The organism is Rhodococcus sp. UNC363MFTsu5.1, from assembly GCF_000686785.1.
In the GTDB taxonomy this organism is placed as follows: domain Bacteria; phylum Actinomycetota; class Actinomycetes; order Mycobacteriales; family Mycobacteriaceae; genus Rhodococcus_G; species Rhodococcus_G maanshanensis.
This window is the reverse complement of sequence record NZ_KK366015.1, coordinates 68522-94581: the sequence shown is the minus strand read 5'-3', so window position 1 is coordinate 94581 and position 26060 is coordinate 68522. Positions and strand designations below refer to the sequence as shown.

Genomic DNA, 26060 nt, shown 5'->3' with positions numbered 1-26060 from the left:
GCTACCTCATAGTGAGGGAACCTCAGTATGTCTGACCCCGACATACGAGAGGGGTGGTTGTATGACAAGCCCCCGAAGCGGCGAGCCCGGACCGGGTCCCCGCTCACGCAAGATCGATCCCGCCGACCGCGCCCAGCTGGCCGAGTCGCCGGTGAGCCTGCGCCGGATCGGCGCCCTGTTCTCGCCCTACCGCCCGCAGATCGCGCTGGTCACCGTGCTGATCATCGCGGCATCCGCCGTCTCACTGGCCAACCCGTTCCTGGTCCGCGCCGTCATCGACAGGGCCATTCCCGACCAGGACGTCACGCTGTTGGTGTGGGCGGTGATCGGCATGCTCGCCGTGACCGTCGTCGGCTCGGTGCTCGGCGTCGTGCAGACCTGGATCTCCACCACGGTCGGCCAGCGCATCATGCACGGACTCCGGACCAAGGTGTTCGCCCACCTGCAGCGGCAGTCGCTCGGCTTCTTCACCCGCACCAGGGGAGGGGAGGTCCAGTCCCGCCTCACCAACGACATCGGCGGCATGCAGACAGTGGTCACCTCGACCGCCACCTCGATCGCCTCCAACGTCACCACCGTCGTCGGCACGTCCATCGCGATGGCCGTGCTGAGCTGGCGGCTCTCGCTGCTCTCGCTGATCGTGCTCCCGCCCGCGATCTGGTTGACCCGCAAGGTCGCCCGGATGCGACGGGAGATCACCGCGCAGCGCCAGCGCACCCTCGCCGACATGCAGACCCAGATCGAGGAGTCCCTGTCCATCAGCGGAATCCAGCTCGGCAAGACGCTGGGGGCGGGTCCGGCGATGTCGGAGCGCTTCGCGGACACCTCGCACCGCCTGGCCGATCTCGAGGTCAGGTCGCAGCTCTCCGGACGCTGGCGGATGGCCACGATGAACATCGTCTTCGCCGCCATCCCGGCGCTGCTCTACCTCGCGGCGGGACTGCCTGCCACCTCCGGCGGCATGACCATCGGCACCCTGGTGGCGTTCACCGGGCTGCAGGCGGCGCTGTTCCGGCCGCTGATGAGCCTGCTCGACGTCGGCGTCTCGGTGACCAGTTCGCTCGCCCTGTTCAGCCGCATCTTCGAGTACCTCGACCTCCCCGTCGAGATCGACGACCCCGAGCACCCCGTGCACCTGCGCCGCGAGGACGTGGCGGGCTCGGTTCGGCTGGCCGACATCGGCTTCCGCTACGAGGGAGCGGACCGGAACGCCCTCGACTCCGTCAGCATCGAGGTGCCCGCCGGTTCCTCGCTCGCGCTTGTCGGCGAAACCGGTTCGGGCAAGACCACTCTCGCGTCCCTGGTGGCCCGGCTCCACGACCCGAGCTCCGGTTCGGTGAGCATCGACGGGGTCGACCTGCGGTCGATCCGGCTCGCGGAACTGTCCGAACTGGTCGGCGTCGTGTCCCAGGAGACGTACCTGCTGCACGCCACCATCCGCGAGAACCTGCGGCACGCCAGGCCCGACGCCACCGACGCCGACATAGAGGCGGCGGCGCGCGACGCCCAGGTGCACGAGCTGATCGCCTCCCTGCCCGACGGCTACGACACCGTCGTCGGCGCGCGCGGTCACCGGTTCTCGGGTGGCGAGAAGCAGCGCATCGCGATCGCCCGCACCCTGCTGCGCGACCCGCGGGTGCTGATCCTCGACGAGGCGACCAGCGCGCTGGACAACGAGACCGAGCGGGCCGTGCAGGCCGCGCTCGACACCGTCAGCCGGGGACGCACCACCATCACCATCGCGCACCGGCTGTCCACGATCCGCGACGCGGACCAGATCGTCGTGCTCGATCGCGGACGCGTCGCCGAACGCGGCACCCACGCGGAGCTGGTCGAGCTCGGCGGTCGGTACGCGCGGTTGCTGGCGCGGGCGGCCGTGCCGTCCGACGCGCTGGCCCTCGCGCGCTGACCGATCGCCTCAGTCGGCCCTGGCGGCGGCGACCCCGGCCCGGCGGCCGAAGAAGGTTCCGTCGCCGAGCGAGGTCCCGCTGATGTAGCCCCACGAGTGCAGACCGGAGGTGGCCCGCCCGGCCCCGTACAGGCCGGGGATCGGGTCGCCGTCGAGGTCGAGAACGTGGCCGTCGACGGTGGTGCACAGACCGCCGATGGTGAACACCTCTGCGCCGCCGCGGCCCGCCTCGCCGTACTCCGGCGGGGCGATGCCGCGCTGGACGTCGATCGCGGCGAACGGCGACTGCAGCGGACGCAGCCACGTCGCGGACTTGTGGAAGTACGGGTCCTCGCCCTCGGCGGCGTGCCGGTTGTACTCGCCGACGGTGGTGACCAGCGAGCCCGGCGGCATGCCGATCTGCTGTTCCAGATCCTCGAGCGTCTCGGCCACGAAATGCGGTTGTACGCCCCAGCGTTCGTCGACCGGCACCTTCTCGTAGGCCTGCTCGTCGAGGATCACCCACACCTTCAGCCCGTGCCTGTACAGCGCCGCCTGCCCCACCAGTCCGGGGTAGACGTCCTCGTTGATGAAGCGCTGGCCGACGCTGTTGACGATCATGCCGCGCACCATCATCCCGGGGATCAGCGAGATGCCCACCTGCCCTGCGGACATGTGCTTGACGGCGGCGCCGACGGCCTGGGCCATCACGATGCCGCGGCCGTCGTCGCCGCCGTCGCTGTTGACACCGAGCCCCACCAGCTGCGGGGCGTGCTGCGCGACCATCTCCGCGTTGTCGGCGAACCCGCCGGTGGTGAGCACCACGCCGCGGCGCGCCCGGTAGGCGTACGTCTTGCCGTACTGACGGGCGACGACGCCGACCACCCGGCCGCCCTCGACGATCAGCCGGGTCGCGTAGGTGTCGGTGTGCACCGCCGCGTCGGTGGCCGCGACGGCCTCGGTCAGCTTCTGCATCAGGACCTTGCCGCCGAACCCGTCCGAGGTGACGCGGTGCCCGCGGGGCGCGGGCTTGGCGAGTTCCGCAAAGGGATAGGAGTTCTCGCCCATCCACATCAGGCCGTCGTCGGTCGGCGGCACCCAGGTGGGGGAGCTCCACAGCGACGGCTTGAACGGCACGCCGTGATCGACCAGCCATCGGTGGTGATCCACGCTGTCGCGGCTGTAGAGGCCGACCTTCTCCTTGTCGGCGTCGGGTCCGAGGGCGGCCAGCAGGAACGCCTCCATGTCCTGCGCGGTGTCCTCGAATCCGCAGGCCCGTTGGATCTCGGTACCGCCGCCGAGGTACATCTCGCCGCCGGACAGCGCCGACGATCCGCCGCCGCCGCTCGCCTTCTCCAGGATGACGACCTCGGCGCCCGCGGCGGTTGCCTCCAGGGCCGCGGCCGCGCCAGCGCAGCCGTAGCCGACGATCAGGACATCGGTTTCGTGATCGAAGTGTTCGGCGTCGCCCGCTTCGAGGGGCGCCACCGGATTGCGTGCGCTCATGTCACAACTCCCATCCACTGTCGGTGGGCACACGCTAGGACCGCCGCGGCGGCGCGAGAAGGGGATTGCCCGTCCACCGGGATGTCGATGGGGCCTATCATCAATCCCCATGAGCCACTGCATATTTTGTGCCATCATCGCGCGCGAGGCGGAGGCGAGCGTCGTGTACGAGGACGAGCACACCGTGGCGTTCATGGACATCCGCCCGTTCACCCCCGGCCACCTGCTGGTGGTCCCGAAGCGGCACGCGTCGGGGCTCGCGCAACTCGACCCGGAGGACGGCGGCCGGATCTTCGCCGTCGGCCAGCGATTGGCTGCCGCATTGCGGGACAACGGCACCGACGCAACGGGTCTGCCCGCAGACGGTCCGCGGGCCGACGGGGTGAACCTCTTCCTCGCCGACGGCGCCGTCGCCGGCCAGGAGGTCTTCCACGTGCACCTGCACGTCATCCCGCGCACCCCCGGCGACGGTTTCGGTCTCCGCGGCAGGCCCGTTGCCGCACGTCGGCCGGATCTCGACTATCTGGCAGGCGCGCTCCGCCGCCGGCTCGACTCGGTCTAGGCGCCCGCATGGACCAGACGACCGGCCCCGCGCTGCACCGGCTCTTCCCGGAGCTCGAGGCGACCCTCCCGTACCGCAGGCTCGGCTCCGGCCCGACTCCGATCGCCCACCTGGAGGGGCTCGGCCGGGCGGACCGGCTGTGGTGCAAGGACGAGGGCGTCTACGGCGCGGGCGGCTGGGGCGGCAACAAGGTACGCAAGCTGGAGTGGATCATCCCGGATGTCCTCGCCCGTGGTTCCCGGCAGATCTTCAGCGTCGGCGGCCAGGGCACCAACTGGGGGCTGGCGACGGCCCTGTACGCCCACGAGTTCGGCATCGACACGGCCCTGGCCCTGATCGATCAGCCGATGGACGAACACGTGCACGCGCAGCTCGAACGTCTGAGGCGCTCCGGTGCCGCACTGCATTTCACCCGGACGAAGGCCCGCACCATCGCGGCGGCGCCGTGGCTGATGGTGCGGCACACGCGCGGCGGGCACCTGCCCTACTTCCTGCCCGCCGGCGGATCCTCACCCCTCGGGACGCTCGGCTACGTGGAGGCCGCGCTGGAGCTGGCCGCGCAGGTCGAGGCGGGCGCGATGCCGGAACCGACGCACGTGGTGACGCCGGTGGGTTCGGGCGGCACCGCCGCCGGGCTGCTGCTCGGACTGCACCTGGCCGGCCTGCGTACCAGGGTGGTCGGGGTGGTCGTCAACGACACCCTGCCGCTGGCCGAGCGGGACCTGGTCGGGCTGGCACGCAAGACCGCGCGGCTGCTCACCCGGCGCGGGGCCGCGCTCGGCCCAGTCGAGTTCGAGCCGGGAGCGATCACGGTGACCCGCGACTGGCTCGGTCCCGGATACGGGTTCGGCACGCCGGAGGGATCGGCCGCGCTGCGGGTCGGCGCCGACCACGGGCTGACCCTCGACCCCGTCTACACCGCGAAGGCGCTCGCGGGCGCGCTCGCGATGGACGCGGACGGCACCCTGGGCGACGGGCCCGTGCTCGTGGTCGACACCTACGGCCCGCGGGGGGACTGAGCGATCAGCGGTCGCGCTTGCGGTCGGTGTGGCCCAGGTCGCGCTCCGGCGCCACCACGTCGCGCACCAACTGCTTGAGGGCCGCGATGTCGGGGAAACCGTTGTCCCTGGCGCGGTCCCACAGCAGCTCGTCGCCGATCTCGATCCGGAAAACGCCGCCGGTGCCCGGGATCAGGGCCACCTCGCCGAGGTCGGTGCCGAATGTGTTCAGCAGTTCCTGCGCCATCCAGCCGGCCCGGAGCAGCCAGTTGCACTGCGTGCAGTAGGTGACGGTGACGCGGGGCGCGGCTGGGGTCATGCCCCCAGGGTGTCAGAGTGACCGCCGCGCCCCGCTCCACTCGGTGACGGGCCTGCCCTCGACGAGGTGTTCGTCGACGAACCGTTGGACCCGGTCGGCGCGCAGTTCGGCGTACCACGAGTTGTCGGGATACACCGCCACGACCGGGGCCTGCGAGCACGGGAACAGGCAGCCGGTCTGGGTGACGAGGACGTCGTCGTCGCCCAGACCGCGGGCCTCGAGCGCGTTGTCCAGTGCCTGCGCGGTCTCCGGACCGCCGCGGGCCGAACACCGCGGACCCCGGCACACCAGGACGTGCCGGGCGAAGCCGGGGACCTCGTCCCACGCGGGGGAGGTCAGGGGAGCGGTGGTGCTGCGGGCCGCCGCGGTGGGGCGGGAGATCGCGGCGTCGAGCAGATCGGCGTACGTGTCGGTGTCGCTCAGCGGACCGGCGAGGCGGACGTCGGGCCCATCCGATCCGCGCTCGCGCAACCAGTGTCCGACGACCCGGCGGAACCACGCGTCGATCTTGCGGTCGAGCACCGTCTGGGCGCTCACGACCACGACCTCGGTCGCGCCTGCCGCGGCCGCCTCGTCGAGCGCGCCCGTGACGGATGTCCCGGTGCCGCCGAGCACCGCCGTCACGAAGACGGTGTCCGGGTGCTGGTCCCGCAGCACCCGCAGCGCCCCGAGCACCTGATCGCGGGGATCGTCGCCACGGTCGGTTGGTGCGGTGACGATCACCCACCTGCACTGCTGAATCATGGTCACGGCGTGGCTCTTTCGATGGTCTCGGTGGCGGTGCCGCACAGCACCACCAGCGGTCGTCCCGTCCGTGGATGAGGCTGCACCAGGGCGTCGAGCCCGTACACCTCCGCGAGCAGATCGGCGGTCAGCACCGACTCCGTCGGGCCCTCGGCGGTCACCCGGCCGTCGCACAGCACCACCAGGTGATCGCAGTACATCGCGGCCAGGTTCAGGTCGTGCATCGCGGCCACCGTGGTCAGGCCCCTCGCCCGGATCAGTTCCAGGAGCTCGAGCGAGGCCGAGACGTCGAGGTGGTTGGTCGGCTCGTCCAGCAGCAGCACGCAGGGCCGCTGCGCGAATGCCCGGGCCAGCTGGGTCTTCTGCTTCTCACCGCCGGACAGGCTCTGCCACAACCGGTGTCGCAGATGGGTGATCCCCGCCGTCGCGAGGCAGTCGGTGACGAGCTCGCCCGTGCCGAGCGCGGCGGGGCGGGCCCAGCCGCCGCGGTGCGGGATGGCCCCGAGTTCGACGATCTGTTCCACCGTCAGGTCCAGTTCGGTGGCCGAATGCTGTTCCACCAGTGCGACGGTGCGCGCGAACTCGCGGCGTTGCATCGTGGTCGTCGCGCCGTCGCCGAGCAGCACCCGTCCGCTGTCGGGACGCTCGAGCCGGGCGATGGTCGACAGCAGCGAGGTCTTGCCCGACCCGTTGGGTCCGATCAACCCGGTGACCCGCCCGGCCGGGGCCGTGCACGACACCCGGTCGAGGATCCGTCTGCCCCCCGCCGACCAGGAGACGTCCTCGACCCGGATGTCGGGAGAGTGGTGGGTCATGCGCGAACTCCCCGTCGTCGGAGCAGCCACACGAACACCGGGACCCCGACGATGGCGGTGACGATGCTGATCGGCAGTTCGCGCCCCGGCATGACGGTGCGGGCGGCGATGTCGGCCCACACCAGCAGCAGCGCACCCATCAGGGCGACCACCGGGAGCAGTCGCGCGTGCAGCGGCCCGACGAGCATGCGGGCCGCGTGCGGCACCACGAGCCCGACGAACCCGATGATGCCCGCCTGCGCGACCAATGCCGCCGTGCACAGCGACGCCACCGCGTACAGCACCCAGCGGGTGCGCTCGACGTTGGTGCCGAGGCTCGCGGCGGCGCGCTCACCGAACGCGAACGAGTCCAGCACCCGGCTGTAGGCCAGCACGATCGTCATCGTCACCGCGACGACGATCAGGATGCCGACCAGACCCGACCAGCGCACCCCGGCCACCGAGCCGAGGGTCCAGCTCAGCACCCGGTGGGCGGCGTCGCGGTCGCCGAACAGCACCAGCGCCGACGTGAGCGCCGCGGCCAGCTGCCCAACCGCTATCCCGGCGAGGACGAGCCGGCCGGGCATCAGCGCCCCGGACCGGGACGTCGCGATGACGAACACCAGCAGCAGGCTCCCGAGCGCGCCGAGGAACGCCGCCGACGAGACGGCACCGAACCCGAGGGCGCCCACCGCACTCGCACCGGTGGTGAGCACCAGGACCGCGCCCAACGACGCGCCCCCCGACATGCCGAGCAGGTAGGGGTCGGCCAGCGGGTTACCGGTCAGCGACTGCAGCACGGCGCCGCACAGGGCGAGACCGGCGCCGATCGCGGCGGCCGCCAGCACCCGCGGCATCCGCAGGTCGACGACGATGTGCGTGGTGAGCAGGTCGGTGCCGGGTCCGATACCGAGCCGTCCGGCGATCGACTCGACGACCGTGCCGATCGACAGGTCGGCCGCGCCGATCGCGACCCCGGCCGCGCAGCTCACCGCGAGCAGCGCGATCAGGATCGCCGACCAGGCGGGGCCTGCCGTCGCGGCTGCCCGGATCGGTGCCCGGGTGGACGCGGTCACGCCCCGTCGCCGCCCAGCTGCCCGGCGACAAGGCTCGCGCCCTCGATCGTGCGCGGACCCGGCGTGGTCGTCGAGAACGGGACCACGACGAACGCGTCCTCGCGCACCGCCTTCAGGTCCTTGAGCGCCGGGTCGCCGCGCAGGTAGGCCTTCTTCTCCTCGGCCGTGTCCCACGAGGCGTCGGCGAGGACGATGACGTCCGGGTTCGCTGCCAGCACCGTCTCCCAGCTGCCGTCCGCCCATGACCCGTCCGTGCCGGCGAAGATGTTGGTGCCGCCGACCGCGTCGATGATCAGCTGCGGCCCGCCCGCGTTGGCCCCGACGTACGGCGTCGTGGTCTTGCTGTCGTACCAGAAGATGCTCTTGCCCTTCGCAGGCGCGGCGGACTCGATGCCCGCCAGCGTCTCGCGCATCTGCGCGACCACAGCCGCGGCCTCGTCCTCGCGACCGAACATGATCCCGTAGTCGGTGATCTCGGCGCCGATCGAATCCCAGGCGACCGCGGGTCGCGTCGACTTGTCCTTGCAGCCGAAGGGGGAGACGTAGGTGGCGACACCGAGCTCGTCGAACGACTCGTGCGAACCGACGCCCTTGTCGTCGAACGTGCTCGAGTACGCCGCCGTCACCAGGTCGGGCTTGGCCTCGAGGAGGGCCTCGCGGCTGGGGTAGTCCTTCTCGTCGAGAGCAGGGACCTGCGCGTAGGCGGAGGCCCACTGCGGTGCGATGGCGTCGTCGAGATAGGCCGTTCCCACCATCCGATCCTGCGCGCCGATCGACAGCGCGGTCTCGGTGGCGCCCTGGTTGAGGGTGACACCGCGTTCGGCAGGCCCGTCGAGGGTCACGGTGCGGCCGCAGTTCTCGAGGGAGATGGTCGCGGTTCCCGACTCCGCGGAACCGGTGGTGCAGGCGGTAAGGGCGATGGCGGCGGCGACGGAGGCCGCGGCAGTGGAGAGAACGCGCGGTGACACCCGCGCGTGAACTCGAAGATCAACAGGGGTGCGCAAAGCGACCCGCCTTCCATGACTCGTGGAAAACGTGCAGGTATGTGTCACGGCCGGTCTCCTGGCTCGGCAGGGATGGCCGCCGGCTACGCCTTCCCGGACGCATGCGCATCCAGTGGCTGGGGTCGAACCCCTGGCAGTCGACGTACCTGCTCACAGTGGCGAGTACCGCGCCGGCTTTGCACCGGACTTCCCGAACACCGCGACAACGGTTGAAGGATAGACCAATGCCCGTGGTCGGCGGTCGCCCCCGAATCGGCCGGGGGGTGACCCGATAGGGTGCCCGTGTGCGCCCCTCACTCTCCGACTACGCCCACCTGGCCGGCGGCAAGGTCCGCGACCTCTACACGATCGACGACGAGCACCTGCTGCTGGTCGCGAGCGACCGGATCTCCGCCTACGACCACGTGCTGAGCACCCCGATCCCCGACAAGGGTCGCGTGCTCACCGCGATGAGCGTGTTCTTCTTCGAGGAACTCGGCGGCAGCAACCACCTGGCCGGTGCGCCCGACGACGAGCGGATCCCGGCCGAGGTGCTCGGTCGCGCCCTCGTGGTGCGCAAGCTGAACATGGTGCCGGTCGAGTGTGTGGCCCGTGGCTACCTCACCGGGTCCGGGCTCGCCGACTACCAGCGCACCGGCGCCGTCTGCGGCGTCGAGCTGCCCGAGGGTCTCGTCGAGGCCAGCAAGCTGCCCGAGCCGATCTTCACCCCGGCCACCAAGGCGGTGCTCGGCGAGCACGACGAGAACGTCGACTTCGCGACCGTGGTCGACCAGATCGGTCAGGAGCTGGCGGTCAAGCTTCGCGAGGACACCCTCGACATCTACTTCCGGGCGGCCAGCTTCGCCGCGGACCGGGGCATCATCCTGGCCGACACCAAGTTCGAGTTCGGCCTCGACGCCGACGGCAACCTCGTCCTCGCCGACGAGGTGCTCACCCCCGACTCCTCCCGGTACTGGCCCGCCGACGGCTACGAGCCGGGCCGGGTGCAGCCGAGCTTCGACAAGCAGTTCGTCCGCAATTGGCTCACCGGCCCCGAGTCCGGCTGGGACCGGGCGAGCGACACGCCCCCGCCGCCGCTGCCCCAGGAGATCGTCGACGCGACCCGGGCCCGGTACATCGAGGCCTACGAGCGCATCTCCGGGCTGTCCTTCGACGACTGGGTCCAGACCCCGGTGTAGCCGTCACGGCGCGGCACGCACCGCCTAGGCTGGCGGCATGACTTCGTCCGTCACCCCGGTCAGCAGCCCCATCGCAGCCCCGGTCGCCAAGAAGGTCCCCCTCGAGCGCACCCACCACGGCGACACCTTCGTCGACAACTACGAGTGGCTGCGCGAGAAGGACGACCCCGAGGTGCGCGCGTACCTCGAGGCGGAGAACGCCTACACGGAGCAGCAGACCGAGCACCTCGCGCCGTTGCGGGAAAAGATCTTCCAGGAGATCAAGTCCCGCACCCAGGAGACCGATCTGTCGGTGCCGTCCCGGATGGGCCAGTGGTGGTACTACTCGCGCAGCTTCGAGGGCAAGCAGTACGGCGTGCAGTGCCGGTGCCCGATCTCGGGCCCGGACGACTGGACCCCGCCGGTGCTCTCCACCGACACCGAGATCGAGGGCGAGCAGGTGCTGCTCGACAGCAACCTGCTCGCCGAGGGGCATGACTTCTTCTCGCTCGGTGCGTTCTCGATCACCCTCGACGGCGATCTGCTGGCGTACTCCGTGGACACCGCGGGCGACGAGCGGTACACCCTGCGGTTCAAGGACCTGCGCACCGGAGAGTTGCTCGCCGACGAGATCCCCGGCACCGCGCCAGGCGCCACCTGGTCCGTGGACAACGTGCACGTCTTCTACATGACGGTGGACGAGGCCTGGCGGCCCGACACCGTCTGGCGGCACAAGCTGGGCACCGCGCAGTCCGAGGACGTCAAGGTCTTCCACGAGCCCGACGAGCGATTCTGGGTCGGCTTCGGGTCCACCCGCAGCGAGAAGTACCTGATGATCTGGATCGGCTCCAAGATCACCTCGGAGATCCGCTGCCTCGAGTCGGACGACCCCGAGGGCGAGTTCCGGGTGGTGCTGCCCCGCGTCGACGGCGTCGAGTACAGCGTCGAGCACGCGGTCGTCGCGGGCGAGGACCGGTTCCTGATCCTGCACAACGGCGACGTCGACGGGGTGAAGGCGGAGAACTTCACCCTGGTCGACGCCCCGGTGGCCGACCCGACCGACCAGCGCACCCTGCTCGCGCCGCGCGAGGACGTCCGGCTCGAGGATGCCGAGGCGTTCGCCGGTCACCTGGTGCTGAGCTACCGGCGCGAGGCGCTGACCCGGCTCGCGGTGTGGCCGTTGACCGCCGACGGCTACGGCGAGCTGCGTGAGCTCGAGTTCGCCGAGGAGCTGTACTCGGTCGGCGCCGGGTCCAACCCGGAGTGGACGGGCCCGCTGCTGCGGCTGGGCTTCACCTCGTTCATCACGCCCAGCCGGGTTTACGACTACGACGTGGCGACCGGCGAGCTGATGCTGCGCAAGTCGCAGCCGGTGCTCGGCGGCTACGACCCCGACGACTATGAGCAGCACCGGGATTGGGCCACCGCGGCGGACGGGACCAAGATCCCGATCTCGATCGTGCAGCGCAAGGGTGTGACGGCGCCCGCGTCGATGCTGCTCTACGGCTACGGGTCCTACGAGTCCAGCATGGACCCGGGCTTCTCGGTGGCCCGGCTCTCGCTGCTCGACCGCGGCGTGGTGTTCGTGGTCGCGCACGTGCGCGGGGGAGGTGAGATGGGCAGGCACTGGTACGACAACGGCAAGATGCTGACGAAGAAGAACACCTTCACCGACTTCGTCGACTGCGCACGCCATCTCATCGACGCCGGCCGCACCACGCCGGCGCAGTTGGTCGCGGACGGCGGCAGCGCAGGCGGACTGCTGATGGGCGCGGTCGCGAACCTGGCGCCGGAGTTGTTCGCGGGCATCCTGGCGAACGTGCCGTTCGTGGACCCGCTCACCTCGATCCTCGACCCCTCGCTGCCGCTGACGGTGATCGAATGGGACGAGTGGGGGAACCCGTTGGCGGACAAGGACGTCTACGAGTACATGAGGTCCTACAGCCCCTACGAGAACGTCGCGGCCAAGGACTACCCGGCGATCCTCGCGATCACCAGCATCAACGACACCCGGGTGCTGTACGTCGAGCCGGCCAAGTGGGTGGCCGCGCTGCGGGCGACGAAGACCGGCGACGCGCCGCTGCTGCTCAAGACGGAGATGAGCGCCGGTCACGGCGGCGTCAGCGGTCGGTACGAGAAGTGGAAAGAGGTCGCGTTCGAGTACGCATGGGTGCTCGACACGGCTGGTGCTGCGGGGTAGTTCGCCGGCGTAAGGATTACCGTCATCCCATGACCGACGCAGTGACCCGCCACCACCGTGACCCGGTGCCGCGAGAGGAACGGGACGACTGGGTTCCGGTCGACCGCCGGATACTCGGCCTCGATCGCCGGACCCTGTTGCCCGCCATGGGAATTCTCGTGCTGGCGTTCGTGTATGCCACCGTCGTCCCGGCGATCGACCGATCGATCGCCTACGACGACCCGATAGCGGCGGGCGAGGTGCTGGTGCTCGCGGACGGGGTGACCGTCGACCCGCCGGACGGGTGGAATCTCGTGTCCGGCCTGCGCACGACCGACACCACCACGAGTGGCATCAAGGGCACCGACGCGGTGTTCGGCAGCGGGACGATGGTGCTCTCGATGCACGCCACCGGCTTCAGCGGGTCGGTCGACGCGCTGCTCGACGAGGCCGCCGGACGCAGCGAGGGGATGAATCGCGCGGAGGGGCTGCGGCTCACAGGGGACCGGCAGGAGATCTACTCGACCGCGGGCACGCGCGGCGTGATCGAGAAGTTCACCGAGCCCAACCGGGAGGGGTTCCTCGCGGCCTTCGTGGACGACGGGACCGCCGTCACGATCTCCGCGGCGGGACTCCCGGGCGACGTCATCGCCGACAACGTCGACGTCGAGGCGACGCTCGGCAGCATCCGGTTCGAGCGCCAGGAGGCCGGCGAATGACCGCAGTGACAGGTGACGCCATCCCTGATGTGGACAGGCAGCGCCAGCTGACCGCGATCGCGCGGTCCGGATACGGCCGCCCGTACCGGATCTACCAGCCGCGCAACCTCGCGTTCTGGGTGTACTGGCTGATCATGGCGGCCGGTGTGGTCCGGCTGCTGCAGAACCTGGTCCCCGGAGCGCCCGTGCTGACCACCGCGCTGGTCGCCGGGGTGATCGTGTTCTCCCTCTACACCGTGCCGTTCTGGCTGATCATCAGCCATGTCGACCGGTTCAGGAGCGTGCCCGTCAAGGTGCGCGTGCTGGCCTTCCTGTGGGGCGGCATCGGCGCGACCTTCGGCATGGTGATCGCCGCCAACGACCCGATCCGCGCGATCTACACCAAGCTCTACGGCCAGGCCTTCGCACTGGACTGGAGCGCCGCGCTGACCGCGCCGTTCACCGAGGAGATCGCGAAGGGCGCCGGGTTCGTGCTGATCCTGCTGCTCGCACCGCGGGTGGTGCGCACCGCCTTCGACGGGGCCATCATCGGCGCCTTCATCGGCCTCGGCTTCCAGGTCTTCGAGGACCTGCTCTACGCGGTCTCCACCGCGGCCGGGGCGTTCGGCGCGGAGCAGGGGCCCGCCGTCGTGCAGACGATCGTCATGCGCGCCGCCACCGGCATTGCCTCACACACCGTCTTCAGCGCGATCTTCTGCATGGGCCTGGTGTGGCTGATCGGCAGGCCGGACGAGCCCCGCCGCATCGGCCGCGGCCTGGCGCTCATGGTGGCGGCCATGGTGCTGCACGGAGCCTGGGACTGTGCGGCCGCGCTGGCGCACGGCACGCTCCTCGGCGTGATCGGCGTCTGGATCCTGGTGCCGATCGTGATGTTCACCCTGCTGGTGATCGGCCTGCGCCGGGCCGCCGAGCCCGAGCGCGCCTGGGTTCGCGCGATCCTCACCCCCGAGGTCGACCGTGGGGTCGTCACCGAACCCGAACTGGCCGCGGCGAGCGGCACCGGCCGCGAACGCAAGGCCTTCGTCAAGGCCGCGGGTGATCGCGCCGCGCGCAGGCGCGCCCGACACGTGCTGACCGCGGCGGGCGAACTCGCCGAACAGATCGCGGAGGACGGCGGGCGCGAGACCCCGGCCACCGAGTTCGCCCGATCCGAGGTCGCCAGGCTCCGCTGATCCTCTCGGGTCGTGCCTACGGCGTGGGTGGGCGACCGGCCACGCCGCCGAGCAGGATGTCCGGCATCCGCTGGGCGAGCGACTCGGCCGCGTCGTCGGCCATCAGCAGCCGCATCACCATGCTGCCGCCCACGATGAACAGCATGGTGGCCTGCGCGTCCAGTGCCGCGGGATCGCGCTCGCCGGGACCCCGGTCGTCCGCGCCGTCCTCGCGCATGATGTCGGCCAGCATCCCGACGCCGGGCCCACCGAAGTCGGTCCACAGCGCCGTCAGCAGGTCCTCGCGGTCGCGGAAGGCGGCCAACAGGCCGGGCAGCGCGGCCTTCACCTCCGGCCGGCCGAAGAGTTCGAGGGTGTAGGCGCAGGACCGGCGGATCCACTCCGCCGGATCGACGGCGTCGGCGACGGGCGGGGCGTCGTCCACCCAGCCGAAGATCGCCTCGAACACCAGGTGCGTCTTGGACGGCCAGCGGCGGTAGAGGGCGGGCTTGCCGACGCCGGCGCGCTCGGCGATCGCCACCATCGTGGTCTGGTCCCAGCCCGCCTCGGTCAGCAGCTCCCTGGCGGCCGCCAGCGCGGCATCGTCGATCGCCGGGTTCCGCGGCCGCCCGCGCCTGCGCTCGCCGTCCATTCCCGCTGTCTCTTTGTCAGAAGTCATTGTCATTAGCGTAACGCGATGTTACGTTCCAAAAATCGTAACTCGACGTTACGTAATGGTCTGGATCACACCGGAGGAAGCTGACATGGCGGAACTGTTGGAGGGCAAGACGGTCGTGGTCTCGGGGGTCGGCAACGGCCTCGGGCGGGAGATCGCGCTGGCCGCGTACCGCGACGGCGCGAACGTCGTGCTCGGCGCGCGGACCGAGGCGAACCTCAAGGCTGTCGCCGAGGAGGTCGACCCCACCGGGGAGCGGGTGGCCTACGCGGTCACCGACATCCTCGAGAAGGAGGCATGCGGGGAGCTGATCCGCACGGCCGCCGACCGTTTCGGGGGAGTGGACGCCCTGGTGAACGTGGCCGCGAAAGAGGACGTCTTCGGTGGGCTGGAGGGCGCCGACCTGGACGCGTGGAAGTCGATGCTCGACGCCAACGTGATCGGCACGCTCACCCTGACCCAGGCGGCGCTGCCGGAGCTGAAGAAGCGGGGCGGGTCGGTGGTGCTGATCGGTTCGCAGGCGATGTTCCATCCGCAGCTCCCGCAGTCCGCGTACGCCACGTCGAAGGGTGCGCTCCACGCGGCGATGTGGTCGCTGGCAAAGGAGCTCGGCCCGTACAAGATCCGGGTGAACACCGTCGTGCCCACCTGGATGTGGGGCCCGCCGATCGAGCTGTACGTCGCGCTGTCCGCCAAGCAGCGCGATGTCTCCGAGGAGACCGTGATCGGCGAGATCACCGCGAACATGCCACTCGGCGAGATGCCAGCCGACGGCGACGTGGCCAACTCGGTGGTGTTCTTCGCCTCCGATCGGGCCCGGATGCTCACCGGCCAGACCCTGTTCGTCAACGCAGGCGAGTACTTCCGCTGACGGGCGAAACCCGTTGATGCACATCAATCTCTGAGAGGTAGCAAGGCATGAAGCACAAGGTCATCGTCTGGGGCACCGGCGTCGTCGGCAAGCTGGTCATCCGCGAGCTGATCGACCACCCGGCCTTCGAACTCGTCGGCGTCATCGTGCACGACCCCGCCAAGGACGGCGTCGATGTCGGCACCCTGATCGGGGCGGACCCGGTGGGTCTCGCCGCCACCACGGACTGGGAGGCGGTCCTTCGGCTGGACGCCGACGCCGTCGCCTACTACGGCCCGACCGCCGAGTACGCGGTGCAGAACATCGACAACATGACCGCCGCGCTGCGGTCGGGCAAGCACGTGGTGTCGACCTCGATGACACCGCTGGTCTACCCCGAGCCGTGCCCGCCGGAGATGAAGGTCGCGCTCGAGCAGGCCTGCCAGGAGAGCGGAAAGTCCTGCTTCACCACCGGCATCGACCCCGGCTTCGCCAACGATCTGTTCCCGATGACCCTGATGGGCGTCTGCGGGCGGGTCGACAGCGTGCGGGTGCAGGAACTGTTGGACTACGCCACCTACGAGGGTGACTACGGTCCGACCATGGGGATCGGTGCGCCGATCGAGCAGGCGGCGGTGCTCGAGATCCCGGAGGTGCTGATCTTCGCGTGGGGCCACACCATCCCGATGATCGCCGATGCGGTGGGGGTGAAACTGGACCGGATCGACACCGTCTACGAGAAGTGGGCGGCCACCGAGCCGATCGAGTACAAGTTCGGCGTCATCGAGCCCGGCCACTGCGCCGCTGTGCGTTTCGAGATCCGTGGTTGGGTGGGCGACGAGGCGAAGATCGTCATCGAGCACGTCAACCGGATCACCAACGATGCCGCCACGCACTGGCCGCGGGCCACCTCGGTGGACAACGACGTGTACCGCGTGATCATCAAGGGCAGCCCGAACATCACCCAGGAGACCGTGTTCCGCGGCGAACTGGACGACAACCCGATCACCGGCGGCTGCCTGGCGACCGGGATGCGTGCCATCAACGCGATCCCGTTCCTCGGCGACGCCAAGCCCGGCCTGCTCTCCGCGCTCGACCTGCCGTTGATCGCCGGCCGGGGCACCATCCGGTCATGAACCTCCTGCTGACCGGCGCGTTCGGCAATATCGGCTCGCACGTGCTCGCCGAGTTGCTTAGCCGCGGTCACCGGGTGAGATGTCTGGCCCTCGACACCCCCGAGGACCGGCGCCGGGCGCGCGGGTTCGCGGGGGTGGACGCGGTGTGGGGTGACATCCGGGACGCCGAGGTGGTCGCGGCGGCCGTCGCCGGCGTCGAGGCGGTGCTGCATCTGGCGGCGATGATCCCGCCCGCGAGCGACGCCGATCCGGAACTGGCCAGGCAGATCAACGTGGACGGCACCCGCAATGTCGTCGACGCCTGCCTGGCTCAGCCGCGGCCACCGAAGCTGTTGTTCGCCTCGACCTTCGACGTGCACGGCCACACGCTGGACCGGGACCCGCCGCGGCGGGTGGACGACCCCCGGGTCGCCACCGATGCGTACACGGCGCACAAGATCGAGGGCGAGGACATGGTGCGGGAGTCCGGGCTCGACTGGTTCATCCCGCGCTTCGCGGACGTCCCGATCCTGGGTCTGCGCAAGCCGGACCCGATCATGTTCGAGATCGGCCTGGAGAACCGGATCGAGGTGCTGCACCCCGACGACGCCGCGGTCGCGGTCGCGAACGCCCTCGAGACCCCGGCGGTGTGGGGCCGGGTGTTGTTCCTCGGCGGCGGCGCGGGCTGTCAGATCACCTACCGGCAGTTCCTGACCGAGATGCTGGGCGCGATGGGCCTGGACATGCTGCCGGACGATGCGTTCAGCGGCAAGGTCTACGCCACCGACTGGGTGGACACGGCGGCCGGTCAGCGACTGCTGGGCTACCAGCGTCGCGTCTTCGACGACATCGTCTCGGACATCGCCGCGACCCTGGGGTGGCGGCGGCACCTGATGCCGCTCGCCAGGCCGTTCGCGCGGCGGGCCATGCTGCGGATGAGTCCCTATGCGGGCCCGACGCGGGTGCCCGCCGCGCGGCGGTGAGGGTCAGCGCCAGACGTAGCGCACCTGCGGCCGCCCCGCGCGCCCGTACTCCGTGTGCCGGTCCACCAGTCCGTCCTCGGCCATCCGCTCGAGGTACCGCCAGGCGGTGACCCTGGAGACGCCGGCGGCGTCCGCCGCCTGCGAGGCGTTCAGGCCGGCTTCCGAGGCGCGCACGGCGGAGGAGATCTCCTGCAGTGTCTGCGGTGCAACGCCTTTCGGGGCAGAGGTGCGCTCGTCGGTGCTCCGGAGGACGGCCATCGCGCGGTCCACGTCCCGCTGGCTGACCGCCTTCTCGCCGGTCGGCAGCGCCAGGCGGAACTCGAGGTACCGCTCGAGCTTGTCCCGGAAGGCGGCGAACGTGAACGGCTTGAGCAGGTACAGCACGACGCCCTGCGCCACGGCCGCGCGGACCATCGACAGGTCGCGGGCCGAGGTGATCGCGATGATGTCGGGGGTCGGCCGCACCCCACCGAGCGCGGCGGCGACGTCGAGGCCGCTGCCGTCCGGCAGCCCGAGGTCGAGCAGGATCAGGTCGATCGGCTGGTCGGTGGCGTTCGCCGCGGCGACCGCCCGGATCGCGGCGCTGCCGGTGTGCACCACCGAGTGCACGGTGAACCCGGGCACCCGGCCGACGTAGGTGCGGTGCGCCTCCGCGATGAGCGGTTCGTCCTCGACGACGAGCACGCGGATCATTCGGTGCCTCCGAGGGGGATGCGGACGAGGACGACCGAACCGTAGGTCATCTCGGCGGTGATGGTGCCGCCGTGTCGGGTGATTACCTGCATCACCAGCGCCAGACCGAGGCCGCGTTGATCGGACTTGGTCGAGTACCCCCGCGCGGTGGCCCGCTCCAGTGCCTCGGCCGACATCCCCGGTCCGCTGTCCGCGACCCGGACACTGAGCTCGGCGCCGTCGGAGCGCATCGTGACCTCCACCCACGGCCGCTCGTCCCCGGCGCCCGTGCTCGCCGCGTCGATGGCGTTGTCGACGAGATTGCCTACGAGCGTGACCAATTCGCGGGCGGTCAGCGGACCGGTGGTCGGCAGCGCGGTGTCGTCGGTGACCGTGAGGTCCACCCCCCGCTCGGCGGCCTGGTTCACCTTTCCGAGCAGCAGGGCAGCCAGGGCGGGCTCCGCGATGGCTGTGGTCAACCGGTCGATGAGGTGCTGGGACAGCGCGAGCTCCGCGGTCGCGAACGCGACGGCCTCCTCGGTGCGACCGAGTTCGACCATGGTGACGACCGTGTGCAGCCGGTTCGCCGACTCGTGCGCCTGGGAGCGGAGCGACTCGGTGAACACCCGTACGGAATCCAGTTCCCCTGTGATGCTCTGCAGTTCGGTGTGGTCGCGCAGGGTGGTCACGGTGCCGATCACCCGCCCCTCGAAGGAGACCGGATCCTGGTTCACCACGAGCACGCGGTCGCCCGTCAGGTGGACCTCGTCCTTCACCTGGCCCGGGCCGAGGGTCCGGAGCGACTCCGGCAGCTGCGCGCGGGTGATCGGGCCGTCCGGCAGGGCCAGCAGGCGTCGCGCCTCGTCGTTGACCACCTCGGCGACGTCGGAGCCCGCGTCGAAGACGAGCAGCCCCTCGCCGATCGAGTGCAGCACCGCGTCGTGGTGCTCGTAGAGGGTGCGCAGCTCGGCCGGTGCGAGGCCGAGCGTCTGCCTGCGCAGACGCCTGCTGAGCAGGACCGAGCCAAGGGCCGCGAGGACGAGGGCGACGGCCGTCACCGCGAGCAGCAGTGGTAGCCCGCGCAGGAACTGGTCGATGATCCGCTCCCTGGTGACGCCCGCCGCGACCAGGCCGACGATGCGGCCGTCGGAGTACACCGGTGTCACCGCGCGAATCGACGGGCCGAGCGATCCCGCGTAGGTCTCGGTGAAGGTCTCGCCCGCAAGCGCGCGGTCGATGTGGCCGCTGAACGGCTGCCCGATCAGCGCGGGATTGGTGTGCGTGTACCGGGTTCGGTCCGGCGCCATCACGACGATGAAGTCGATGCCGGTGGCCAGCCGGATCCGCTCGGTCTGGGGTTGCAGCGCCGCGGTCGGGTCGGGGGAGAGCAGGCCCGCCGCCGTCGAATCGGCCCAGGCGACCGACTCGGCGACCGCCGCCACCTCACGTTCGGTGGCCGCGTCGGCGTCGCGCCGCTCGTCGAGAACCGTCACCACGGTGCCGGTCAGCACCACCACGGCCAGCACCAGCAGCTGTAGCACCAATACCTGGCCTGCGAGACTCGCGCGCCGTCGGGACCTGATCACCCGTCCGTCCTCTCATGAACGAAATGCACGCAACCGTGACTGCAGTCGCGGCGCGCTCCACCATTCTTCATGAGGCGAAGTGATGCAGCTCACTTCCTTGAGAGGCAGTCAAGAGGACCAGTCATGACCATCGATTCGAAGCAGGACGATACGCCACCCCCGCCGGCCGCGGGCAAGCGTGACCGGACCCATTGGCTGTACCTGGGAGTGATCGTCGCCGTCGTCGCCGGTGTGCTCGTCGGCTGGCTCGCGCCGGAGCTGGGCAAGTCTCTCGGGGTGCTCGGCACCCTGTTCATCAGCCTGATCAAGATGATGATCAGCCCGGTCATCTTCTGCACGATCGTGCTCGGCATCGGCTCGGTGAAGGCGGCGGCCAGCGTCGGCAAGGTCGGTGGGCTGGCACTGGCCTACTTCCTGGGGATGTCCACGGTCGCGCTCGGGATCGGCCTGCTCGTCGGCAACCTGCTCGACCCGGGAAGCGGACTGGATCTGAGCGCCGCGACCTCCTCGGCCGGCGCCGACCTGGCGGAGAAGGCGCACGGCGCCGGCGGCACCATGGACTTCATCGCGGGGATCATCCCGACCTCGCTGCTGTCCTCCCTCACGGTCGGCAGCGTGTTGCAGACGCTGTTCGTGGCGCTGCTGGTCGGATTCGGGCTGCAGGCCATGGGCAAGCAGGGCGAGCCGATCCTGCGTGGGGTCGGCCACGTGCAGAAGCTGGTCTTCCGGATCCTGGCGATGATCCTGTGGCTCGCGCCCATCGGTGCCTTCGGTGCCATGGCGAACGTGGTCGGCCAGACCGGTCTCGGTGCCGTCGTGCAGCTGGGGACCCTGATGGTCGGCTTCTACATCACCTGCGCGATCTTCGTCTTCGGTGTGCTCGGCCTGATGCTGCGGGCGGTGTCGGGGTTCTCGATCTTCAAGCTGGTCCGCTACCTGGCCCGTGAGTACCTGCTGATCTTCGCGACCTCCTCCTCGGAGTCGGCGCTGCCGCGGCTGATCGCCAAGATGGAGCACGTCGGGGTGCAGCGCACCACCGTCGGCATCGTGGTGCCGACCGGGTACTCCTTCAACCTCGACGGCACCGCCATCTACCTGACGATGGCGTCTATCTTCATCGCCGACGCGATGGGGCAGCCGCTCGCGCTCCCCGAACAGCTGTCCCTGCTGGTGTTCATGATCATCGCCTCGAAGGGCGCGGCGGGCGTCAGCGGCGCCGGCCTTGCGACCCTCGCCGGTGGGCTGCAGAGCCATCGGCCGGAACTGCTCGACGGCGTCGGTCTGATCGTCGGCATCGATCGGTTCATGTCCGAGGCCCGCGCGGTCACCAACTTCTCCGGCAACGCGGTGGCGACCCTGCTGATCGGTACCTGGACGCGCACCGTCGACGCGTCGAGGGTGCGGACGGTGCTGGACGGGAAGCTGCCCTTCGACGAGACGACCATGGTGGACGACCACCTGCCCGAGGACGGACCGATCGCCGTCCCACACGATGGCAGCGAGAAGGTCAGCGCCGCACGAGTTCCCGTACCGTTGGCCTCATGACGAACCCCCTGAACATCGAGATCAACACCCTCGGCGGGTCCCCGACCTCGCTCGGTGCCTACGACGGAAACGCGATCCTGCTGGTCAATGTCGCGTCCAAGTGCGGGCTCACGCCGCAGTACACGGCGCTCGAGCAGCTGGCCAAGGACTACGCGGACCGCGGCCTCACCGTGGTCGGCGTGCCCTGCAACCAGTTCATGGGGCAGGAGCCCGGCACCGCCGAGGAGATCGAGACCTTCTGCTCGACGACCTACGGCGTCTCGTTCCCGCTGCTGGAGAAGATCGAGGTCAACGGCGAGGGCAGGCACCCGCTGTACGCCGAGGTCACCAAGGCCGCCGACGCCGAGGGTGCGGCGGGCGACGTGCAGTGGAACTTCGAGAAGTTCCTGCTCGCGCCGGACGGCACCGTGGCGAACCGATTCCGCCCGACGACCGTGCCGGATGCACCCGAGGTCGTCGCGGCCATCGAGGCCGTGCTGCCGAAGTAGCAACGCAATCGAACAGAGGCGGCCACGCACCTGGTGCGTGGCCGCCTTCTCGCGTTCATCCGAACAGTTCGGCGAGCTCGGCGATGCGCGCCGCCTCGTTGCCCGGGTCGAGGCGCTCCCCGCGGGTGAGCACGCACATTCCGTGCAGCGCGCTCCAGAAGACCTCCGCCCTGGTCCCGGACTCGCCGGTCGCCCTGCCTCCGAGCGCCGACGACAGCATCTCGAATCCCGCACGCAGTTCCGGTGGGGTCGATTCGTGGGCGAACCGAACCCCCAGCCGCATCGAGAACATGGCCTCATACGTCGCGGGATTGTCCGACGCGAATTCCAGGTAGGCGCGGATGAAGGCCGTCAGCCGTCCCGCATCGTCGATGCCATCGAGCGCCCGGCCCATGGTCAGGGTGAAGTCCCGGAATCCCGTCAGCGCGACCGCGCTGACGATGCCGTCCCTGCCCTCCGGGAAGTGCCCGTAGAGCACCGGAGGGCTGTACTCGATCTCATCGGCCAGGCGCCGCGTGGTCACGGCGGGCCATCCCTCGTTCTCGGCGATCCTCCGAGCGCACTCGACGATCTTGCGCTCGCGATCCTGCCGCTCCCTTTCCTTGCGTTCCCGAACTCCCATGCCAAAACTCTATCACCGATAGACTTTCATCCATTAATAAGTTAACGTTGGTAGAAGTACTACAAACGAAAGGCATGGCAATGCTGACCTGGATCGGACTCGTCATCAGCTGGATCGGTGCGCTCGGGATCATCGCGATCGGTGTGGCCTACCTGGGGAAGAATGCGAAGAACGCGGCCGGCTTCGGTCTGCCCACCAGCCCGGCGCCGGAAGCGCGCGGCTGGTGGCAGGTCAAGGGCGTCCGCGACATCGCCTCGGGCCTGCTGGTGATCGTCTTCAGCTTCGCCGCGCGCGACCAGCTCGCGCTCCTGATGCTGCTGCTCGCCGTCGTTCCCCTCGGCGACATGTGGGTGGTGCTGTCCAACGGCGGTGACCGCAAGGCCGCGTACGGAATCCACGGGGCCACCGCGGTCGCGATGCTCGCCGCTGCCGCGTTGCTGGCCGCATGACCGGGCAGGAGCGGGCGGTCTCGGCCCGGGCGGACCAGGCGGAGGTCGTGGGGAACGACAGGGCCTCGATGCATCTGCTGTACGACGCCTCCGACACGGCGGGCGCGCTGAGCTCGCTCGAGGTCCGGCTCGGGGTCGGGGCCGACGGAGCCGCCCCGCATTTCCACACCAGATCGTCGGAGTTGTTCTACGTCCTCGACGGCGAACTGCGCGTCATGGCGGGCGACGAGATCATGACCGTGGCGGCGGGCGGATCCCTCGTGGTGCCCAAGCTGATGCCGCACGCGTTCGGAGCGACGCCGGACTCCGGGGCCCGGGTCCTGATCGTGCTGACCCCCGGGGTGCAGCGGTTCGAGTACTTCCGGCTGCTCGCGAGGATCCAAGCGGGGGAGGCGTCGGTGGAGGAGCTCGCGCCCGCCCAGGAGGAGTACGACAACCACTTCGTCGACGCGCCGCAGTGGTGGCGGGACCGGAACGGGTCGGGCACCCGCCCGTAGTCGGTCCGGGCGGGCACGGGTTCTCGCCGAATGCTCACGTCGGCGTCAGCGGCCGTACATCTTGGGGTGCGACCCTGGGCGCATGGCCGGACAGCTGATCGTGTCGCTCTCGGGGATCCGGGCGGAGACCAGGGACCTCGCCGCCGACTTCGCGCGGGAGATGGACGGGCGCGGGGTGCCGCTCTCGTTGCTCGTCGCCCCGCGCCTGAAGGACAAGTACCGGCTGGTCCGCGACGAGGGAACCCAGGACTGGCTGCGGCGGCGGCAGTCGGGTGGCGACGCCATCGTGCTGCACGGATACGACCAGGCCGCCACCAAGAAGCGCCGCGCCGAGTTCGCGGCCCTGCCCGAGCACGAGGCCGCGCTGCGGTTGCTGGCCGCGGATCGGGTGATGGAGGAGACCGGGCTGCGCACGCGCGTGTTCGCCGCGCCCCGCTGGCTGGCCTCGCCCGGAGCGGTGTCCGCGTTGCCCCGCGCCGGGTTCCGGTTGCTCGCCGGGGCCGCCGGAATCCACGACCTCGAGCGCGGCACCGTGGTGCGGGCCCGCGTGCTCGGCGTCGGCGAGGGATTCCGGGCCGAGCCCTGGTGGTGCCGGGCGCTGGTGCTGGGTGCGGGGCGGACCGCCCGCCGCGGCGGGGTGGTGCGTCTCGCGATCTCCGCGAAGCAGCTCGGTCGGCCCGGCCCGCGGCAGGCACTGCTCGATGCCGTCGACCTGTCGCTGCACCACGGTGCGCAGCCGACCGGATACCGCTGGCAGGCCAAGGGGTCCGGGTCGCGGGTGGCCTGAGTTCCACGGCGCCCTGCGCACGAAAAGGGGCGCGACCCGATGGGTCGCGCCCCCTTTCACGTCGATCAGAGTCGGGTGACCGTCAGCCCGCCGTCGTGATAGTCGGCGCGCAGACGCTTCTTGTCGAACTTGCCGACGCTGGTCTTCGGGACCGCGTCGATCAGCGTCCAGTTCTCCGGCACCTGCCACTTGGCGACCTTGTCCGCCAGGTACTGCTGCAGTTCGGCGACGGTTGTCGTGGCGCCCTCGCGCAGCACCACCGCGACCAGGGGGCGTTCGTCCCACTTCTCGTCGGGCACGCCGATGACGGCGGCCTCGGCGACGGACGGGTGTCCCATCACGGCGTTCTCCAGGTCGACCGAGGAGATCCACTCGCCGCCCGACTTGATGATGTCCTTCGAGCGGTCCGAGAGGCTGAGGTAGCCGTCGGGCGTGATCGATCCGACGTCGCCGGTCCTGAGCCAGCCGTCGTCGAACTTGTCCGCCGCGTCGACCCCGTAGTAGGACGCGGTGATCCACGGCCCGCGGACCTCGAGCTCGCCGACGGAGGTGCCGTCGTTGGGGAGGACTGTGCCGTCATCGCCGACGAGTCGGGCCTGCACGGAGGCGGGGAACCGGCCCTGGGTGTAGCGGTACTTCCACATCTCGCCGCCGGTCGTGCCTGCGGGCGGGCGGGCCACCGAACCCAGCGGGGAGGTCTCGGTCATGCCCCAGGCGTGCAACACCGAGACGCTGTGCTCGTCCTCGAAGGTGTGCATGAGCGCGGGCGGCACCGCGGATCCGCCGATCAGGACCTCCCGCATCGAGGAGATGTCCTGCGGATGGTGCTCGAGGTGCAGGTGCAGGCCCTGCCAGATGGTGGGCACCGCGGCGGCGAGGGTGGGCTTCTCGGCGGCGATCAGCTCGGCGAGCGGGGCGGGCTGCAGGAAGCGGTCCGGCATGATCAGCGAGGCGCCGATCATGAACGCGGCGTAGGGCAGGCCCCAGGACATGGCGTGGAACTGCGGCACGACCGCAAGGGCGCGGTCGCCCTGGGCGAGGTTCGGGCCGTCGGACATGCACACCTGCATCGAATGCAGGTAGATCGAACGGTGGGAGTAGACAACACCTTTCGGGTCACCGGTGGTGCCGGAGGTGTAACACATCGCCGCGGCGCTTCGCTCGTCGACCTCGGGCCAGTCGAACTCGCCGGGCTGGCCGTCGAGCAGGCCCTCGTAGGTGTGGACCTGCACCCCCTCGGGGGCCTCGAGCCCGGCGGTGGAGGAGCCGGTGACGATCACGTGCTTGACGGTGGTCAGCTGCGGCAGCTGCGGCGCCAGCAGCGGGATGAGGGACGGGTCGACGATGATCACGTGGTCTTCGGCGTGGTTGGCCACGTGCACCAGCTGCTCGGGGAACAGCCGGATGTTCAGCGTGTGCAGGACCGCGCCCATCGACGGCACCGCCAGGTACGCCTCGAGGTGCTCGGAGTTGTTCCACATGAACGTCGCCACCCGCTGGTCGCCGGTGACACCGAGGCCGCGCAGGGCGTGCGCCAGCGCGGCGCACCGCCTGCCCACCTCGGCGTAGGAGGTGCGGCGGGGGCCCGACTCGGTCCACGTCACCACCTCCGCCGCGCCGTGCACCGTGCTCCCGTGCCGAAGCAGTTGGGCGATCGACAGCGGGGCGTCTTGCATCGTGCTCAGCATGGGTG

26 protein-coding genes and 1 riboswitch are annotated in these 26060 nt (G+C 70.3%); of the genes, 15 read left to right on the top strand and 11 right to left on the bottom strand.

What is annotated here, in order from left to right; genetic code table 11:
• Positions 1-61: 61 nt before the first annotated feature.
• Positions 62-1909: an ABC transporter ATP-binding protein gene (locus BR31_RS0125665; RefSeq protein ID WP_051637747.1), complete on the top strand. Its 1848-nt coding sequence runs from the start codon at positions 62-64 to the stop codon at positions 1907-1909.
• Between the two features lie 9 nt (positions 1910-1918).
• On the opposite strand, the gene BR31_RS0125660 is transcribed toward BR31_RS0125665, so the two are convergent.
• Positions 1919-3394, bottom strand: coding sequence for an FAD-dependent oxidoreductase (locus BR31_RS0125660; RefSeq protein WP_051637746.1), 1476 nt, complete (start codon positions 3392-3394; stop codon positions 1919-1921).
• A gap of 109 nt (positions 3395-3503) precedes the next feature.
• Here BR31_RS0125660 and BR31_RS0125655 point away from each other — a divergent pair, with 109 nt between their 5' ends.
• Complete coding sequence (locus BR31_RS0125655) at positions 3504-3956, top strand: HIT family protein (RefSeq protein ID WP_027503439.1); 453 nt, start codon at positions 3504-3506, stop codon at positions 3954-3956.
• An 8-nt stretch (positions 3957-3964) separates the two neighbouring features.
• Entirely contained in the window at positions 3965-4975 is a 1011-nt protein-coding gene (locus BR31_RS0125650) for a 1-aminocyclopropane-1-carboxylate deaminase/D-cysteine desulfhydrase (protein WP_027503438.1), read from the top strand.
• Positions 4976-4979: 4 nt separating this feature from the next.
• Here BR31_RS0125650 and BR31_RS0125645 read toward each other — a convergent pair whose 3' ends face one another.
• Genes BR31_RS0125645 through BR31_RS0125625 form a run of 5 tightly spaced genes read right to left on the bottom strand, consistent with a single transcriptional unit; the run spans position 4980 to position 8855 of the window.
• A complete protein-coding gene (locus BR31_RS0125645) occupies positions 4980-5273 on the bottom strand; it encodes an Rdx family protein (RefSeq protein ID WP_027503437.1) in 294 nt (97 codons plus the stop codon).
• 12 nt (positions 5274-5285) lie between these two features.
• Entirely contained in the window at positions 5286-6017 is a 732-nt protein-coding gene (locus tag BR31_RS0125640; RefSeq protein WP_037178448.1) for a (2Fe-2S) ferredoxin domain-containing protein, read from the bottom strand.
• Between the two features lie 2 nt (positions 6018-6019).
• On the bottom strand, positions 6020-6832 hold the full coding sequence (locus BR31_RS0125635) for an ABC transporter ATP-binding protein (protein ID WP_027503435.1): 813 nt from the start codon (positions 6830-6832) through the stop codon (positions 6020-6022).
• Complete coding sequence (locus BR31_RS0125630; protein WP_027503434.1) at positions 6829-7887, bottom strand: FecCD family ABC transporter permease; 1059 nt, start codon at positions 7885-7887, stop codon at positions 6829-6831. The genes BR31_RS0125635 and BR31_RS0125630 overlap by 4 nt, the downstream gene beginning before the upstream one ends.
• A complete protein-coding gene (locus BR31_RS0125625; RefSeq protein WP_027503433.1) occupies positions 7884-8855 on the bottom strand; it encodes an ABC transporter substrate-binding protein in 972 nt (323 codons plus the stop codon). The genes BR31_RS0125630 and BR31_RS0125625 overlap by 4 nt, the downstream gene beginning before the upstream one ends.
• 67 nt (positions 8856-8922) lie before the next feature.
• A riboswitch (cobalamin riboswitch) is annotated at positions 8923-9108 on the bottom strand.
• A 67-nt stretch (positions 9109-9175) separates the two neighbouring features.
• On the opposite strand from BR31_RS0125625, the gene BR31_RS0125620 reads away from it, so the two are divergent.
• Genes BR31_RS0125620 through BR31_RS0125605 form a run of 4 tightly spaced genes read left to right on the top strand, consistent with a single transcriptional unit; the run spans position 9176 to position 14118 of the window.
• On the top strand, positions 9176-10069 hold the full coding sequence (locus BR31_RS0125620) for a phosphoribosylaminoimidazolesuccinocarboxamide synthase (RefSeq protein WP_027503432.1): 894 nt from the start codon (positions 9176-9178) through the stop codon (positions 10067-10069).
• Between the two features lie 37 nt (positions 10070-10106).
• Positions 10107-12248 (top strand): S9 family peptidase, encoded by a 2142-nt coding sequence (locus tag BR31_RS0125615; protein WP_037178402.1) that lies wholly within the window; start codon positions 10107-10109, stop codon positions 12246-12248.
• Between the two features lie 29 nt (positions 12249-12277).
• Positions 12278-12946 carry a hypothetical protein gene (locus BR31_RS30845; RefSeq protein WP_051637745.1) on the top strand — a complete coding sequence of 223 codons (669 nt, stop codon included), beginning with the start codon at positions 12278-12280 and terminating at the stop codon, positions 12944-12946.
• Complete coding sequence (locus BR31_RS0125605) at positions 12943-14118, top strand: PrsW family intramembrane metalloprotease (RefSeq protein ID WP_037178400.1); 1176 nt, start codon at positions 12943-12945, stop codon at positions 14116-14118. The genes BR31_RS30845 and BR31_RS0125605 overlap by 4 nt, the downstream gene beginning before the upstream one ends.
• A 16-nt stretch (positions 14119-14134) precedes the next feature.
• Here BR31_RS0125605 and BR31_RS0125600 read toward each other — a convergent pair whose 3' ends face one another.
• The gene (locus BR31_RS0125600) at positions 14135-14776 is read right to left on the bottom strand and encodes a TetR/AcrR family transcriptional regulator (RefSeq protein ID WP_231496704.1); all 642 of its coding nucleotides are present in this window, start codon (positions 14774-14776) and stop codon (positions 14135-14137) included.
• Between the two features lie 85 nt (positions 14777-14861).
• Here BR31_RS0125600 and BR31_RS0125595 point away from each other — a divergent pair, with 85 nt between their 5' ends.
• From BR31_RS0125595 to BR31_RS0125585, 3 genes are read left to right on the top strand one after another with little or no spacing between them, the layout of a single operon-like run.
• Positions 14862-15644, top strand: coding sequence for an SDR family oxidoreductase (locus BR31_RS0125595; protein ID WP_027503428.1), 783 nt, complete (start codon positions 14862-14864; stop codon positions 15642-15644).
• Between the two features lie 47 nt (positions 15645-15691).
• On the top strand, positions 15692-16759 hold the full coding sequence (locus BR31_RS0125590; protein WP_027503427.1) for an NAD(P)H-dependent amine dehydrogenase family protein: 1068 nt from the start codon (positions 15692-15694) through the stop codon (positions 16757-16759).
• Positions 16756-17721 carry an NAD-dependent epimerase/dehydratase family protein gene (locus BR31_RS0125585; RefSeq protein WP_027503426.1) on the top strand — a complete coding sequence of 322 codons (966 nt, stop codon included), beginning with the start codon at positions 16756-16758 and terminating at the stop codon, positions 17719-17721. The genes BR31_RS0125590 and BR31_RS0125585 overlap by 4 nt, the downstream gene beginning before the upstream one ends.
• A 3-nt stretch (positions 17722-17724) precedes the next feature.
• Here the strand turns inward: BR31_RS0125585 and BR31_RS0125580 are convergent, their stop codons facing one another.
• Both BR31_RS0125580 and BR31_RS0125575 read right to left on the bottom strand, forming a co-directional pair.
• Positions 17725-18414, bottom strand: a complete 690-nt coding sequence (locus tag BR31_RS0125580) for a response regulator (protein ID WP_027503425.1) — start codon at positions 18412-18414, stop codon at positions 17725-17727.
• Entirely contained in the window at positions 18411-19979 is a 1569-nt protein-coding gene (locus BR31_RS0125575; protein WP_027503424.1) for a sensor histidine kinase, read from the bottom strand. Before BR31_RS0125575 ends, BR31_RS0125580 begins: the two co-directional genes overlap by 4 nt.
• 123 nt (positions 19980-20102) lie before the next feature.
• Here BR31_RS0125575 and BR31_RS0125570 point away from each other — a divergent pair, with 123 nt between their 5' ends.
• Both BR31_RS0125570 and BR31_RS0125565 read left to right on the top strand, forming a co-directional pair.
• Positions 20103-21524: a cation:dicarboxylate symporter family transporter gene (locus BR31_RS0125570; protein ID WP_027503423.1), complete on the top strand. Its 1422-nt coding sequence runs from the start codon at positions 20103-20105 to the stop codon at positions 21522-21524.
• Positions 21521-22012: a glutathione peroxidase gene (locus BR31_RS0125565; protein WP_027503422.1), complete on the top strand. Its 492-nt coding sequence runs from the start codon at positions 21521-21523 to the stop codon at positions 22010-22012. The genes BR31_RS0125570 and BR31_RS0125565 overlap by 4 nt, the downstream gene beginning before the upstream one ends.
• Before the next feature lie 55 nt (positions 22013-22067).
• On the opposite strand, the gene BR31_RS0125560 is transcribed toward BR31_RS0125565, so the two are convergent.
• Positions 22068-22634 (bottom strand): TetR/AcrR family transcriptional regulator, encoded by a 567-nt coding sequence (locus tag BR31_RS0125560; protein ID WP_027503421.1) that lies wholly within the window; start codon positions 22632-22634, stop codon positions 22068-22070.
• A 74-nt stretch (positions 22635-22708) separates the two neighbouring features.
• On the opposite strand from BR31_RS0125560, the gene BR31_RS0125555 reads away from it, so the two are divergent.
• The 3 genes from BR31_RS0125555 to BR31_RS0125545 all read left to right on the top strand — a co-directional run bounded on the left by BR31_RS0125555 (position 22709) and on the right by BR31_RS0125545 (position 24367).
• Positions 22709-23083: a DUF4267 domain-containing protein gene (locus tag BR31_RS0125555; RefSeq protein WP_037178398.1), complete on the top strand. Its 375-nt coding sequence runs from the start codon at positions 22709-22711 to the stop codon at positions 23081-23083.
• A gap of 68 nt (positions 23084-23151) precedes the next feature.
• The gene (locus tag BR31_RS0125550) at positions 23152-23580 is read left to right on the top strand and encodes a cupin domain-containing protein (protein ID WP_197023719.1); all 429 of its coding nucleotides are present in this window, start codon (positions 23152-23154) and stop codon (positions 23578-23580) included.
• 82 nt (positions 23581-23662) lie between these two features.
• A complete protein-coding gene (locus BR31_RS0125545) occupies positions 23663-24367 on the top strand; it encodes a DUF2334 domain-containing protein (protein WP_027503418.1) in 705 nt (234 codons plus the stop codon).
• A gap of 65 nt (positions 24368-24432) precedes the next feature.
• Here BR31_RS0125545 and BR31_RS0125540 read toward each other — a convergent pair whose 3' ends face one another.
• On the bottom strand, positions 24433-26055 hold the full coding sequence (locus tag BR31_RS0125540) for a long-chain fatty acid--CoA ligase (RefSeq protein WP_027503417.1): 1623 nt from the start codon (positions 26053-26055) through the stop codon (positions 24433-24435).
• Positions 26056-26060: the final 5 nt, after the last annotated feature.

Coding starts and splice junctions, on each gene's coding strand:
- BR31_RS0125650 (WP_027503438.1), top strand. CDS start 3,965: ATGGACCAGACGACCGGCCCCGCGCTGCACCGGCTCTTCCCGGAGCTC.
- BR31_RS0125555 (WP_037178398.1), top strand. CDS start 22,709: ATGGCAATGCTGACCTGGATCGGACTCGTCATCAGCTGGATCGGTGCG.
- BR31_RS0125595 (WP_027503428.1), top strand. CDS start 14,862: ATGGCGGAACTGTTGGAGGGCAAGACGGTCGTGGTCTCGGGGGTCGGC.
- BR31_RS0125660 (WP_051637746.1), bottom strand. CDS start 3,394: ATGAGCGCACGCAATCCGGTGGCGCCCCTCGAAGCGGGCGACGCCGAA.
- BR31_RS0125600 (WP_231496704.1), bottom strand. CDS start 14,776: ATGACTTCTGACAAAGAGACAGCGGGAATGGACGGCGAGCGCAGGCGC.
- BR31_RS0125560 (WP_027503421.1), bottom strand. CDS start 22,634: ATGGGAGTTCGGGAACGCAAGGAAAGGGAGCGGCAGGATCGCGAGCGC.
- BR31_RS0125565 (WP_027503422.1), top strand. CDS start 21,521: ATGACGAACCCCCTGAACATCGAGATCAACACCCTCGGCGGGTCCCCG.
- BR31_RS0125645 (WP_027503437.1), bottom strand. CDS start 5,273: ATGACCCCAGCCGCGCCCCGCGTCACCGTCACCTACTGCACGCAGTGC.
- BR31_RS0125655 (WP_027503439.1), top strand. CDS start 3,504: ATGAGCCACTGCATATTTTGTGCCATCATCGCGCGCGAGGCGGAGGCG.
- BR31_RS0125615 (WP_037178402.1), top strand. CDS start 10,107: ATGACTTCGTCCGTCACCCCGGTCAGCAGCCCCATCGCAGCCCCGGTC.
- BR31_RS0125570 (WP_027503423.1), top strand. CDS start 20,103: ATGACCATCGATTCGAAGCAGGACGATACGCCACCCCCGCCGGCCGCG.
- BR31_RS30845 (WP_051637745.1), top strand. CDS start 12,278: ATGACCGACGCAGTGACCCGCCACCACCGTGACCCGGTGCCGCGAGAG.
- BR31_RS0125665 (WP_051637747.1), top strand. CDS start 62: ATGACAAGCCCCCGAAGCGGCGAGCCCGGACCGGGTCCCCGCTCACGC.
- BR31_RS0125550 (WP_197023719.1), top strand. CDS start 23,152: ATGCATCTGCTGTACGACGCCTCCGACACGGCGGGCGCGCTGAGCTCG.
- BR31_RS0125635 (WP_027503435.1), bottom strand. CDS start 6,832: ATGACCCACCACTCTCCCGACATCCGGGTCGAGGACGTCTCCTGGTCG.
- BR31_RS0125545 (WP_027503418.1), top strand. CDS start 23,663: ATGGCCGGACAGCTGATCGTGTCGCTCTCGGGGATCCGGGCGGAGACC.
- BR31_RS0125580 (WP_027503425.1), bottom strand. CDS start 18,414: ATGATCCGCGTGCTCGTCGTCGAGGACGAACCGCTCATCGCGGAGGCG.
- BR31_RS0125540 (WP_027503417.1), bottom strand. CDS start 26,055: ATGCTGAGCACGATGCAAGACGCCCCGCTGTCGATCGCCCAACTGCTT.
- BR31_RS0125640 (WP_037178448.1), bottom strand. CDS start 6,017: ATGATTCAGCAGTGCAGGTGGGTGATCGTCACCGCACCAACCGACCGT.
- BR31_RS0125585 (WP_027503426.1), top strand. CDS start 16,756: ATGAACCTCCTGCTGACCGGCGCGTTCGGCAATATCGGCTCGCACGTG.
- BR31_RS0125605 (WP_037178400.1), top strand. CDS start 12,943: ATGACCGCAGTGACAGGTGACGCCATCCCTGATGTGGACAGGCAGCGC.
- BR31_RS0125590 (WP_027503427.1), top strand. CDS start 15,692: ATGAAGCACAAGGTCATCGTCTGGGGCACCGGCGTCGTCGGCAAGCTG.